This is a genomic window from Halanaerobium kushneri (assembly GCF_900156285.1).
GTDB classification, from domain to species: Bacteria; Bacillota; Halanaerobiia; order Halanaerobiales; family Halanaerobiaceae; genus Halanaerobium; species Halanaerobium kushneri.
The window spans coordinates 1-13,884 of the sequence record NZ_FTNC01000041.1; the positions used below are offsets into that span (position 1 = coordinate 1).

Annotated in this window: 11 protein-coding genes; 9 read left to right on the plus strand and 2 right to left on the minus strand. The window is 33.7% G+C overall.

All coding sequences use genetic code 11. The features are described 5' to 3' along the window. The first annotated feature begins 261 nt into the window (after positions 1-261). Positions 262-1,344, plus strand: a complete 1,083-nt coding sequence (locus tag BW929_RS14625) for an aldose epimerase family protein (protein WP_076546209.1) — start codon at positions 262-264, stop codon at positions 1,342-1,344. 256 nt (positions 1,345-1,600) lie between these two features. After that, the gene (locus BW929_RS14630) at positions 1,601-3,628 is read left to right on the plus strand and encodes a methyl-accepting chemotaxis protein (protein WP_234978121.1); all 2,028 of its coding nucleotides are present in this window, start codon (positions 1,601-1,603) and stop codon (positions 3,626-3,628) included. A 116-nt stretch (positions 3,629-3,744) separates the two neighbouring features. Here the strand turns inward: BW929_RS14630 and BW929_RS14635 are convergent, their stop codons facing one another. Further along, positions 3,745-4,965: an EAL and HDOD domain-containing protein gene (locus BW929_RS14635; RefSeq protein ID WP_076546210.1), complete on the minus strand. Its 1,221-nt coding sequence runs from the start codon at positions 4,963-4,965 to the stop codon at positions 3,745-3,747. 243 nt (positions 4,966-5,208) lie between these two features. Here BW929_RS14635 and BW929_RS14640 point away from each other — a divergent pair, with 243 nt between their 5' ends. Beyond that, the gene (locus BW929_RS14640) at positions 5,209-5,733 is read left to right on the plus strand and encodes an outer membrane beta-barrel protein (RefSeq protein ID WP_076546211.1); all 525 of its coding nucleotides are present in this window, start codon (positions 5,209-5,211) and stop codon (positions 5,731-5,733) included. Between the two features lie 59 nt (positions 5,734-5,792). Here the strand turns inward: BW929_RS14640 and BW929_RS14645 are convergent, their stop codons facing one another. Next, positions 5,793-5,948: a XapX domain-containing protein gene (locus BW929_RS14645; protein WP_076546212.1), complete on the minus strand. Its 156-nt coding sequence runs from the start codon at positions 5,946-5,948 to the stop codon at positions 5,793-5,795. 267 nt (positions 5,949-6,215) lie between these two features. Here BW929_RS14645 and BW929_RS14650 point away from each other — a divergent pair, with 267 nt between their 5' ends. From BW929_RS14650 to BW929_RS14675, 6 genes are all read left to right on the plus strand, one after another. Continuing rightward, positions 6,216-7,247 carry a LacI family DNA-binding transcriptional regulator gene (locus tag BW929_RS14650; RefSeq protein ID WP_076546213.1) on the plus strand — a complete coding sequence of 344 codons (1,032 nt, stop codon included), beginning with the start codon at positions 6,216-6,218 and terminating at the stop codon, positions 7,245-7,247. A gap of 499 nt (positions 7,248-7,746) precedes the next feature. Beyond that, complete coding sequence (locus BW929_RS14655; protein ID WP_076546214.1) at positions 7,747-9,039, plus strand: ABC transporter substrate-binding protein; 1,293 nt, start codon at positions 7,747-7,749, stop codon at positions 9,037-9,039. 121 nt (positions 9,040-9,160) lie between these two features. Then, entirely contained in the window at positions 9,161-10,111 is a 951-nt protein-coding gene (locus BW929_RS14660) for a carbohydrate ABC transporter permease (RefSeq protein ID WP_199505757.1), read from the plus strand. Between the two features lie 3 nt (positions 10,112-10,114). Then, positions 10,115-10,960: a carbohydrate ABC transporter permease gene (locus tag BW929_RS14665; RefSeq protein WP_076546215.1), complete on the plus strand. Its 846-nt coding sequence runs from the start codon at positions 10,115-10,117 to the stop codon at positions 10,958-10,960. Positions 10,961-11,105: 145 nt separating this feature from the next. Further along, complete coding sequence (locus BW929_RS14670) at positions 11,106-12,329, plus strand: Gfo/Idh/MocA family protein (protein ID WP_076546216.1); 1,224 nt, start codon at positions 11,106-11,108, stop codon at positions 12,327-12,329. 16 nt (positions 12,330-12,345) lie between these two features. Then, a complete protein-coding gene (locus BW929_RS14675; RefSeq protein ID WP_076546217.1) occupies positions 12,346-13,659 on the plus strand; it encodes an NADH:flavin oxidoreductase in 1,314 nt (437 codons plus the stop codon). Positions 13,660-13,884: the final 225 nt, after the last annotated feature.

Sequence of the window (13,884 nt, forward strand, 5' to 3'; positions counted from 1 at the left end):
CTGATGGGACTTGATTTATACCAGGTAGGCCTGGGAGAAAAGATAGAAGGCTACTTTAAAGAAATGATAGCAGGAGAAGGAGCAGTTAGAAAAACACTTAATAAACATTTAAAGGAAAAATAATGAAATTTAACATATTTATTTTCCTGTCAGTTTAACTTTCTGGCAGGATTTTTTTGTTTTAACACTAATATAGTTATAAGGAGTTATTTTTATATATTAAAAATTAGGATTTTAACATTTTAAGACGGAGGTATTTTTATGAGCGAAATTAATATTTCAAAAAAGGAATTTGGAGAATTAGAAGATGGGAGAAAAGCAGATTTATATACCCTGGAAAATGAAAAAGGAATGAAAGTCGAGATCACCAATTATGGTGGTATTATCCTTAGGTTGTTTGTACCAGACAGGGATGGAAATCTGGATGATATTGTGCTGGGATATGATAATTTAGAACAGTATTTTAATGATCCCAATTATTTTGGGGCTTTAATTGGTCGTTATGGTAATCGAATTGCTGAAGGAAAATTTGAACTGGATGAAAATACATATCAGCTGGAAATTAATGAAAAGCCTGCCGGACATCCCTGCTGTCTGCATGGAGGAGAAAAAGGCTTTAATTCTCAGCTCTGGACAGCGGAAACAGCCATTATAAATGGAGAAAAATCTTTAAAACTTACTCATTTAAGTGAAGATGGAGAAGGTGGATTTCCAGGTAATTTAAAAGCAGTAGTTTATTATACTTTAACTGATGATAATAAATTAAGAGTTGACTATCGGGCAGAAACTGATCAGAAAACAGTTGTTAACTTAACACAGCATAGTTACTTTAATTTAAAGGGGCATGGAGAAGGTACTATTGAAGACCATCTTTTATATATCAATGCAGATTACTTTACACCAGTTAATGAGGGAATGATTCCAACTGGTGAAATCAGAGAAGTTAAGGATACTCCATTCGATTTTACTGCCATTGGAGAACTGGGCAAAATGATAGATGCTGATGTGGAACAGTTAAAATTTACAGGTGGTTATGATCATAACTGGGTATTAAATAATGAAAAAGAAGACGGACTTGAGCTGGCGGCCAGGGTAATTGAAACTCATACTGGAAGACAATTAGAAGTCTGGACTACAGAGCCGGGAGTTCAGTTTTATAGCGGCAATGGAATTGGTCCCAATGGTCCAGGAAAGAAGAATAAGAATTACTTAAAAAGAGGTGCTCTCTGTCTGGAAACTCAACACTATCCAGATTCTCCAAATCATGATAATTTTCCTTCGACTATTTTAAAACCAGGAGAAAAATATCATACAGTTACAGAATTTCATTTTGATATAATATAAATATATTTAAAATATTTGCTATAAAATCCCCTTACTGGAAGAGTACTAAGTTATATTGCTCTGACTGAAGGGGATTTTTTTAAAAATAATAAAAAATCAGCTGATTATTTTTATAAATTATCTTAAAATTACTTTAATTTCAATAAATTTGCTTTTAGCACTATAATTTAATAAAATATAAACATAATTGAAATTTTTATAGAAATAGATAATTATATTACAAATAAGGATTTATAAGACTTAGAAAAATCAGGGAGTGGTTAGTTTGGAAAATAAGAAAGGGTTTTTATCTTTTATGAAAAATATTAATCTCAGTCAAAGTTTAAGTGCCAAAATTATTGCTATAATTTCTTTAGTTATTATTTTGGGAATGGGAGGCCTTGGTTATTTAATTAATAACACCGTAACAGATGAGATAACGGGTCTGGCAAGAGAAAGGAATAATGGGATTGCTGCAGAAATGCAATCAGAGATAAATTCTTTTCTGGTGGAGAGTAAAAATGTAGTCAACCTGCTTGCTGAACAGCCTGAGGTAATAAACAAGAATGAGGCTGGAATAAGAGAATTATTAAACTCAGTTTCGGATAATTATGATCAGTTTTTAAACCTATATCTAGGAAGTTCTGATGGAGAAATGATTATCGTTCCTGACCAGAATTTGCCCTCAGATTTTGATCCCAGAGAAAGACCCTGGTTTCAAAATGCTGAAAATACAGATCAACCTGTCTGGACAGATACCTATGTCGATGCAGGGAGTGGAACTTTAATTATTTCTGTCGCCAGAAGGGTTCTGGATCAAAATGGAGATCTGGTAGGAGTTCTGGCAGGAGATATTTCTCTGGCAGGGATCAGTGAACTTGTTGGAACAACTAAAGTTGGAGAAACAGGATATACTTTTATGATTGATTCCAGTTCTAAAATTCTGGCTCATCCTGATGCTCAGATGGTAGAGGACAGATTTGATGCCAGCCAACTTTTTGATACTTCTCCTGCCCTTGCTGGCGAATCAGGCTTTGTTGAGTATGAATATCAGGGAGAAGAAAGACTTGCTTCTTACATGCCGATAGAAGAAATTAATGGAGCAATCTTTGCCCAGATTCCGGTAGCTGAAGCCTATAGTGCTAACAGAGAAGTTTTACGACAGATTATTACTCTGTCTATAATTGTTTTGCTGGCTCTAATTATTATAATTATTTTTTATGTAACTAAAAATGTGGTGCGTCCTATTGTTCACTATGGTGAACAGATGCAGAAAGTTTCTAATGGTAATTTGGATGTTGAACTTGAAATTAATCGTAAAGACGAACTGGGCCATCTGGGGAATATTTTTAATCAAATGGTCAAAGATCTTAAGAATCTGGTTCAGAATATCAAAGATACCTCAGATCAGGTAACAGAAACTTCCAATCATCTAGAAGAAAGTTCTCGCGAAGTAGGCAGCACCTCAGAACAGGTTGCAGTTTCAATTCAGGAAGTGGCAACTGGAGCTGATGAACAGGCTAAGAGTGTGGAAGATGTTTCACTTAATATTCAGCAGCTTTCTGAAGGAATAGATGAATTAGAGGCAACTAATGATCAGGTAGAAGAGTTAACAGAAAATATGAATCAGGTAACTGAGGCTGGGTCTGAAAAAATGGAAAAACTAAGCTTCCAGATGAAAGAAATAGTAAAAGCAATGCGGGAAGTTGCAGCCGATATTTCTGATTTAGAGTCTATCTCTCAGGAAATTGGAAGTATAATTGATATTATTAATAATATTTCTGATCAGACCAATCTTCTGGCTTTAAATGCTGCTATAGAGGCAGCCAGAGCTGGAGAAGCCGGTCGAGGATTTTCAGTTGTTGCAGATGAAATCAGAGAGCTGGCAGAAGAATCATCAAGCTCTGCTGATAAAATCAAAAACTTAATCGATGAGGTTACCAGAACAACTGATTCTGTTGGTAAAGAAATGAAGACAAGTGAAAAAGAAATACTGAATGGTGAAGAACTTGTAGATTCAGCTAATGCTACCTTTAAGGAGATTAGAGATACCCTTACTCAGATTAATGAGGGAATGCAGAAATCTGCTGATATTGTAGAAAATACAAATCAGTTTAGTAATGAAATCTCTGAGAATGCTCAAAATATAGCTGGGATTTCCGAAGAAACCTCGGCCTCAGCAGAAGAGGTTGCAGCTGCCAGTGAAGAGCAGACTGCTTCAGTAGAAGAGGTGGCTTCAATAGCTGATGAACTTGCAGCCAGAGCTGCTCATTTAGAGACTTTAATCGAAAAATTTGAAGTTTAGGAGAACTGATAATAAAAAAATATTTTATCAGAAGTATATTAAAGTCAAAAAGTAAAATTTATTTTAGAATCAAAGTAATCCCCATCCGGTTTTTTATTGGATGGGGATTATCATTTTTACTGATTCATTTTTTCAATCGTTTCCGAAGCATTTTCAATTGCCTGCTGATAAATGGAAAATAGCAGATTACTATCTAGATTAAATTTCAATTCAATTTTTTTAAGCTGACTCCATCTTGCCTGTTCAAAAAGAATAATCATTTCTAGAGTTTCTCCAATTTTCCCCTCCAAATTTAGAACTGCTTTTTTAACTTCTTCTGTTAAAGAGAGTTCTTTAATTATATTTTCCAGAGGTCGATCTAAATAAGCATCCAGCATAGAAAGCATTCCTACTGTATAATATTCTGAACTTTTATCTGCTGCATTAGTATGGTTTGCAATCAGTTCTGCCATTTTGGCTCTTACCAGAGTATTTGTAAATAAAGCATTAGGTTTGTCTTCGCTGAGACCTTTGATGAAATAAAGCATTGCCCATTTTTTTAATTTATTGATCCCAAGTAAAGCTACAGCCTGTTTGATAGAAGAAATCTGATACCCATAAATTGCTGCATTAATTGTTCTTAAAAGACTGTATGACATAGATAGATCATTTTTAATAATTTTTGATATTTTTTTAAAGTCAGGATCCAGCGAGTTTAATTCATTAATTACCTCAAGATAGTTAAACTTGTAAGAAGGGATTTTGCGGGTAGATATAGTATCGGGTCTGGTAAAAAAGTATCCCTGAAAATAATCATATCCCATTTCATAGGCTGATTTGAATTCCTCATAATTTTCAATTTTTTCTGCTAGAAACTTTACCTTAGAATTATAATTATTTTTAATTAAATTCATAATTTCTTTACGCTGTCTGCCCTTAGTCTCTAAAAAATCAATTTTAATTATATCTGCAATTTTAATTAAAGGAATTAGTTCTTTTTGATAGATAAAATCATCCAGTAATAAAATATGACCCGAGTCTTTAACTTTTTTTGAGCAGTCAATAATTTCCTGATCAACATTTACTGTTTCTAAGATTTCAATACCAATTTTCTGCTGTGGTAATAATTCTATAATTTCTGATTTAATTAATTCAGCTGTAAAATTAATAAAAGCTTGTTTACCTCTGGTTAGATTATCGAGGCCTATTAGATCAAGACTGCTGGTTAAAACTTCAGCTGTTGCCTGAGTGCCATTAAATTTGGCTTGTTTATTTATAGATCTAAAGAGTAGTTCGTAGGCTACTGTTTCTTTTTTTCTGTTTAATATCGGCTGTCTGGCAACTATTGAATTTTGCATATTTGATCAGCCTACTTTCTTGAAAAATTTAGTATCTATATATTTATTAAACAAAAAAGTTCTAAAATCCTTTTTTATTACTTAATTAATTTTAAAAATAGGGATTTTCGACAATAACTTTGTTAAAATTACAAAAATTGAAAATAAATCATCTTTTTATCTTAAATAAAGAAGGAAAATCTCGACAAATATTGAATATATAAAATAGAAAATAGATTATAAATTGAGAAGGGGGATTTTTTAATGAAAAAAACTATGGTGGTTTTACTTGTAATGGCAATGTTTTTATTCTCTTTCAATGTTTTTGCACAGGCTCAAAGCAGCTGGTCAGTTAAGGCAGGACTTGATTTTGGCTCAACAATAGAAATTGATGGAACAGAACATGATTCTGAAATAGGATATTCTCTAATTGGTGAGTTTAAAATGCCCTATACACGGAACTGGAATATTGGGGGCGGAGTTGCTTATCAATTAGATAGACAGGAAGAAACTAATAATAGTGATTTTGGTTTTACACCATTTTATGGTCTAGCTGAGTATAGAATGCAGGACAGTCCACTTTATTTCTTAGGTCATCTGGGTTATGCCTCATTTAGATATGATAATGCAGGAGACACAAGTGGTGGTTTATACTATGCTCTTGGTGCCGGTATGGACCTGGGTGAGAGATATGAAGCTGAAGTTCTTTATACAGATAATAGTGGGGAAAGTGATGGTACTGATGTAGATTATTCTAAGATTAGTGTGACTTTCGGTATGAAATTCTAAATTAAGTTAAAATAAATTAAAGGCCTTCTTCTTAGATTAGAAGAGGGCCTTTTTTCTAATTAAAATATTGTTTTTGTTAGCATGAAGCCGACATAAATACCTACAATTCCCATTACTCCAGATAAAGTTGGCGGGGCAGGAATAGGTAATTTTAGAAAAGAAAAAAGACCTCCAACAATTAGACCTGAAATCGCTGCTAAAAATGCTTGATTCATAATTAATTCTCCTTTATATATAGATTCAAAATTTTATGATTTATATTTCGTTAGACGTCAGACGACTAACACCAACATCTATTTTAATATATTAAAACACTTTTGTCAAAGAATATGAAGGTTTTTTTGATTATTTTTACTGTTTTAACTTAAAATGATTTAGTTTACAGCCGCTTTTAATTAAAACGTTTTCCATAATCATTGAAAGCTAAATTAATCTATGATAAAATAATTCTTATAACTGATATTAATTGGAAGGAGTTTATCATGGCAAATAAAGAAATAACTATTAAAGATGTAGCCAGATTAGCTGAATGTTCACCAACTACAGTTTCGAGAGTAATCAATAATAGTGATCATCCTGTCAGCAAAGATACAGAAGATAAAGTTAAAGCAGCAATTAAAAAGTTAAATTTTTCACCAAATAGAATAGCTCAGGGTTTAAAAAGTGATAAATCAAATATTATTGGTGTTATTGTTCATGATATCTGTGACTCATATTTTGCCGAGATGGTAAAGGGAATTGAAGAGTTTATTTCTGGACATGAGTATATTGTTAATATTTATAATACAAGCCGTAGTGTAGAAAAAGAAGTGCATGCTGTAAATATGTTAAAAGCCAATCGGGCTGACGCAATAGTTTTCGCTGGTGGTGCACTAATGGATAAAGAGTACGAACAAAAAATGTATACAATTATTGAACAGCTTAAGGCTCAGGGGACTATTTTACTGGGGATTACACCTCATCCATTTGAAATTAATAATATAAGCCTGGGTAATAAAACAGCGGCAAAGATTGTTACTGAACATTTATTAGAAAATGGGCATCGTAAAATTGCCTTTATAGATGGGCCAAAAAATCTTTATACAAGTTTTTTAAGAAGAGAAGGTCTAAAAGATAAATTAATGGAGAATGGTCTTACACTTCCAGATGAACTTATTTTTGATGGAGACTTTAGCTTTGAGGGTGGTCGTAAAGCAGCCTTAAAATTAATGGATAAAATTGATCAGATAACTGCTGTTCTTGCTGCTAATGATGCAACCGCTTTAGGATTGATCTGGGAATTAAATAACCAGGGAATTAAAGTTCCTGCTGATATTTCGGTTGTTGGTATTGATGATTTGCCTGAGGCTAAGTATTCATATCCACCACTTACAACAGTTTCCTTACCTATTTATCAATTAGGAACGAATATTGGTAAATATTTGCTAGAAAATTTAAAGGAAAAGAAAAACTCTAAATTTAATTCGATTGATTTAAAATTAATCAAGCGAAATTCAGTAAAAGATATAAGTTGATTAAGGCCCGTTATATAAGGCGTCGCAAATTATCTATGTGAAGATTAAAACAAATTAATTAAAAAAATATTTAAAAATTGTTTGACAATTAACAGACAATTATTTATAATGTAAATAGTGAATAAAAGTTATCACTTTTTTTATTCCATTTATGGAAATTGTTTTCCGAAAGATAGATTATTACATTTTTGGAACTGCTTAGTTTAATAACTCCTTATTAAATATTAATTATCTAAGAGAGTAGTGTTGCTATTTATCTAAAAATTCTTAATAATCTTTTATTTGACGGAAAACATTTTCCTGAGATAAGTTTACAGATAATCTAATAAGGATAAGGATATAAGACTGTATTTATTTTAATACTCAAAAAAGGGGGGACATCAATTTTCTCTGATCTTTTTGTAAAGGCAAAAAGATTTATAAGACTATAAGAATTTATAATTATTCATCTACAAATTGAACATATTAATAGCTAATTAAATTCCAAGGAGGAAATTAAATGTTTAACAAAAAAAGTTTGGCTTTAGTATTAATCTTAACATTTGTATTATCCTTATCACTTAGTGTTGCTGTAATGGCTCAGGATGATGAAGTGACTTTACGTTTTGCCTGGTGGGGTTCACAGAGTCGTCACGAAAGAACTTTAAGAGTAATTGAAATGTTTGAAGAAGAACATCCGAACATAAAAATACAGCCTGAATATACTGGCTGGGGTGGATACTGGGATAAGATGAATGCTCAGGCTGCTGGAGATAACTTACCTGATATTATTCAGCATGTAAGAAAAATGATGGCAAGTTATGTGGAAAATGAGCAGCTTTTAGCTTTAGATCCCTATATCGAAGATGGAACTTTAGATGTTAGCAAAATTGGAGAATCTTACTTAGAAATGGGACGTGCATATGGTAAACAGATGGGACTTGCTACTGGTGTAAATGCTCCTGCTGGTTACTATGATAAAGAATTATTCGATGCTGCTGGAGTAGATTATCCATCTCCAGAAGATACATGGAAAGATAGAGCAGAGATGTTTAAAAAGTTACACGAAGAATTAGGTATTTTAGGTGCGGCAACTCCTGCTTCACAGGAAGAAGGTAATGGTTTTGTTGTTTGGTTAAGACAACATGGTCAGAGTTTCTTCAGTGAAGATGGAAAGTCTTTAGGTTATGATGATGATCAGTTATTTGTAGATTATATGAATTATGACCTTGAATTAATTGACTCTGGTGCAGTTCAGGATGCTATGCAGAGACAGGAATCACCTGATGCAATTGAGCAGGATCCTGTAACTCAGGGTGAAGCTGCAACTGCAACTAATTATTGGAGCAACCAGCTTCCAGCTATTTCCAATGGTGCTGGAAAACTTCTACATCCTTTCTTATATCCAAAAGCAGAGGATCAGGTTCAAGAAGGTAGATTTATGAAACCAGCAATGGTTATGACTGTTGCTAAGAGTACTGAACATCCAGAAGAAGTAATGACATTCTTAAACTTCTGGTTCAACAATATTGAAGCTGGTAAAGTAATCGGTACAGACCGTGGAGTTCCTACAAATAGTGAAGTCAGAAAAGCTTTAAAAGCCGACGCTGATAAATATGATCAGGCTGTATTTGATTTCATTGAAGTAGCTGCAGAAAATGCTGGTCCTGTACTTCCATTACAGCCACCTGCATTCTCAGAAGTAACTACAGCATTTGCTGACCAGTACTGGGAAGTAATTTATGGAATGAAAACTCCTGCAGAAGCAGCTGCAGACTTCAGAGAAGAAGCTACAAAGTTACTTTCTAGATAATTAACAAATAAAAATTCTTATTTGGATAAATAAAAATAAAATAAGATAAAATTCTATAAGCTAGTGATTTTAAATGAGTCACTAGCTTATAGTTTGTATTAACACTTAAGGAGGGAGATTTTTGAATAATAAATTTGAAGCACTGGATACAGTCCGTTCTCTAGATGCTGGAATGAATAAAAAGAAATGGATAAAAGAAAATTTGACTGGTTATGTATTTATTCTACCCTGGTTAATCGGATTTTTAGCATTTTTGGCTTTTCCGTTATTAAGATCTTTATATTATTCTTTGACAGAATATACTATTGTCGGTGATCCAAGCTGGGTTGGTTTACGAAATTATATAGAAATCTTTACTGATGATCCCAAGTTTTGGACTTCACTTAAAGTAACATTTTACTATGTTGTTTTTGCAGTACCTTTAAGACTGGCAAGTGCTCTTGCTTTGGCTTTAGTTTTTAGAAAGGCAAGGCCGTTTACTAATTTTTATCGTGCTGCTTACTATGTACCTTCTATTTTAGGTGGTAGTGTTGCAATCTCAGTTATCTGGCGTCAGTTATTTTCTTCTCAGGGTGCTTTTAATGATTTTCTGGTTGCTATTGGTGTTATGGGTGATAGGATTTCCTGGATTGGCCATCCTGATTATGCAATCTGGACAATTATTATTTTAGCCGCCTGGCAGTTTGGTTCTCCGATGATTATTTTCCTGGCTGGATTAAAGCAGATTCCAAAGGGGTTATACGAAGCAGCTGAGATTGATGGAGCAGGTAAGATTCAGCAGTTTTTTAGTGTTACTTTACCACTTTTAACACCTGTAATTTTCTTTAATTTGATTATGCAGATGGTTAAAATGTTTATGGTCTTTACCCAGGTTTATATTATTACCGAAGGTGGGCCGCTTAATCGAACTCTGGTTTATGCTGTTTACCTTTATCGTAAAGGTATTTCAAATGGATATTTAGGTTATGGTTCAGCCCTTGCCTGGATTATACTTGTTTTATTAACTATTGTTACAATTTTATTATTTAAAACATCCAATAAATGGGTATATTATGAGTCGGAAGGAGAATAATTGATGAATTTAACCTTTAGTCAAAAAGAAAAACTTAAAAATATATTATTTCATGTATTAGTTGGTGGATTCTGTATCTTTATGCTTTATCCTCTACTCTGGATGGTAGCTGGCTCATTAAAAACCTCAGGTAATGCCTTAAGTGCTACTCTATGGCCTGAAGCAATGCAGTTTAGAAACTATCTGGAAGGCTGGAAAGGTTTTGGTGGGGTTTCGTTTTTAACTTTCTTTAGAAATTCATTCTTTATTGCGGGTACAGCAACAATTGGTCAGATTCTTCTGGCTTCATTTTCTGCTTTTGGTTTTACCCGAACCCGATTTATTGGTCAGAAGTTCTGGTTTGCAATTATGATTGCAACTGTTTTAGTGCCTGGACAAATTTTAAGAATTCCTCAGTATATAATGTTTAATCAGTGGGGTTGGGTTGGTTCATTTTTACCAGTTATTTTACCTCAGATGCTGCCAGTTCCTTTCTTTACATTCTTAATGGTGCAGTTTGTAAGGGGTATTCCAACTGAGCTTGATGAGGCAGCTGAAATTGATGGCTGCAGTAAATTTGGTATTTTCTTTAAGATTATACTTCCTAATTTAAAACCTGTACTGGTTACAGCCGGAATCTTTAGATTCTACTGGTCCTGGAATGACTTTATGACACCTCTGTTATATTTACAGAATGTTACTAAGTATCCAGTTTCAATTGCACTTAAAATGTTCTCTGATCCAAATGCAATTACAAACTGGGGAGCAATGTTTGCAATGACTTTCTTATCCATATTGCCAACAATTATTCTCTTTATTTTCTTCCAGAGATATTTAATTGACGGTGTTGCATTTTCAGGTATTGATTGATCTAAATATTTTTATCTTAAAAATTGTTAAAAAAAACTTAATAGTCAAAGATATGTTTAGAATCTAGATACTGAAACAGATATAATAATTAATGGTCTGATGAGATTAAATTTAAATGGTGTAGATAAATAAGGAGGTAGATCAAATGTCCGAAGTAGGTTTTGCTGTTGTCGGTGTACGTAATTTTGCTGGAAGTTATTTGAGAAACATTGAAGAGTTAGAGACAGAAGGTAAAATGAAACTGACAGCGGTTGTAGTAAATGATCAGGTTAATAATGCTGATAAGGTTAGAGAGCTAAGACATAAAGGAATTGCTATTTATAGTTCTTATGAGAACTTATTAAAAGAAGGGAAATCATGTGTAGATATTATTGGTTTACCTGTCTCCATTCCAACTCATTCCGAGATGGCAATTAAGGGGATGAAAGCAGGTTATAATATACTCCTGGAAAAACCACCTGCTCCTACAGTTCAGGAAATTGATGCAATGATTAAAACTGAAAAAGAGACAGGAAGATTCTGTTCAATTGGTTTTCAATATATCCATTCTCACACAATTAGAAAAATTAAAAAGTTTATTCTAGATGGTAAATTAGGTGAGGTTAAAGAAATTGCAGCTAAAGGATTCTGGCCGCGTTTCAAATCATATTATGATCGTAATGATTGGGCAGGAAAAAGTGTGGCTATGGGCCAACTTGTACTGGATGGGCCAATGCACAATGCTTTTGCTCATTATTTAAATAATATGATTTTTATTGCTGGATCTAATATGCATAGTTCTGCTCAGTTAAAGAGGGTAAGAGCTGAGTTATATAGAGGTCATAGTTACATAGAAGCTGATGATAATTCATGTATTGAGTTGGAAACAAATTCAGGTACTAAAATATATTTTTATGTAACTCATATTCCCGAAGCAAAAAGAGACCCGATAATGGAAATAGTGGGAACAGAAGGTAAAATAACCTGGCAGATGAATGAGGATACAAAGATTGAGTTGGATAATGGAGAGGTTATTGAATTTGATAATGAAGGTTTAGATCCTAAAAAAGAAGTCTTTAGAATTGCAGCAGATAAACACCTTTCTTTAATTGAAGATTTGTACTGTACTCCGGAGAACACAAGAAACTTTGTAGTAGCAATAAATGGGGCGTATGATTCTGCCCAGAAAATTAAAGCTATTCCCCAGGATTTAATAAAAGAATTTAACAATGATGAGGGAGAGTATCAAACAGTACTACCTGGTATTGACGATTTAATAGACCAAGCTTTTGCAGAAAGAAAGCTACTATCTGATTTAGATATTGACTGGGCAGTTAAAACAGAATGGATTAATGTAGAGAACTATCCTGGTTTTAATCCGTTTAATTAGGAAGGGATTTGATTAAATGAAAGATAAAAAATTTAATTATAGTTCTCTAAAAGAGCTTCGGGCAGATCTGTCTAAGCTTGATTTTAAACTGCCCCTGACGGAGAACACAGATATTTTGAAAGAAGAAATTAAGATAAATAATTTAAAGATCCCAAATCGAATTGCTATTCATCCGATGGAAGGAGCAGATGCCAACAACGATGGCACACCTTCTGAGCTTACCAGAAGAAGATATCAGCGTTTTGCGTCTGGTGGAGCTGGTCTTATCTGGCTGGAAGCAATAGCTGTTGATGCTGCTGGACGAGCAAATAAAAGTCAGTTGTTTTTAAAGGAAGAGAATCTGATTGAGTTTGAAAAGCTGGTTAACTTAATCCAGAGTCAGTCCAGTGTTGATCCTTATCTGGTTGCTCAGTTGACTCATTCCGGTCGTTTTGGGGTAAATAATATAATTGCCTTTAGAGATCAAGAACTTGATTCAGTTTCAATAGCAGAAAACGATTTCCACATAATTACTGATCGTGAACTTGATCAGCTGCAGCTTGATTATTTAAATGCTGCCAGCTTAGCAGAAAAAGCGGGCTTTGATGCAGTTGATATTAAAAGCTGTCACCGCTATCTGCTTTCTTCACTGCTTGCTGCTTATGATCGAAAAGGTAAATATGGTGGAAGTTATGAAAATAGAACCCGATTTTTAAAAGAAACTATCAAAAAAGTGAAGGCAAATTTAGATATCGATATTACAGTGCGCCTAAATATTTATGATGCAATACCCGGGGGCTGGGGAAGTAATGAGGATGGAGAAGCCGATTTGACAGAGCCGGCGCGATTATTAAAAGAACTGGAAGAATTGGGAGTGAAGATAATTAATGTTACTGCCAGTACTCCATACCTAAAACCTCATGTTAATCGTCCCTATGATGTAGGAAGTTACAGACCGCCTGAACATCCACTAAAAGGTGTACAGCGTTTGCTGGAACTGACGAAATTTACCAGAAATAATCTGGATCAGGCTCTAGTAATCGGTACTGGTTTCAGCTGGCTGCGTCAATTTGGAGCTAATGCAGCGGCCGGGATGATTGAGGCTGGCTGGACAGATTTAGCAGGTTTTGGTCGTCAGGCATTTGCCTATCCCGATTTTGCAAATGATATTTTTGAAAATGGTGAAATGGACAAAACAAAGGTCTGCATAAGCTGCAGCAAGTGTGCAGAATTAAAAGCTGCTAAAAAGAAAGCTGGTTGTGTAATTAGAGATCAAGAAATATATCTTCCTATTTACCAAGCACTGCAGCAGGAAAAGGCAGCTCAAGAGTTTTCGGCAGTGAATGATTAAAATAGTTTATCCTCAAAGTTACAAATGAGCTAATTATTGAATAAAATAACAAATTACTTTATTGTTATTAGAGTAGATATTTAGTATGATTAATTAAAAGGGTGAAATAGATTTATAACTAGTTTTTTAAATTAGGTGTTTGCAAAATAGGCAAAGAAAATAGTGAAAAACTGTAAGTGATGGGTTTAGTTCAATTTTTAGATTTAAAAAAATTGAATAAGGAAA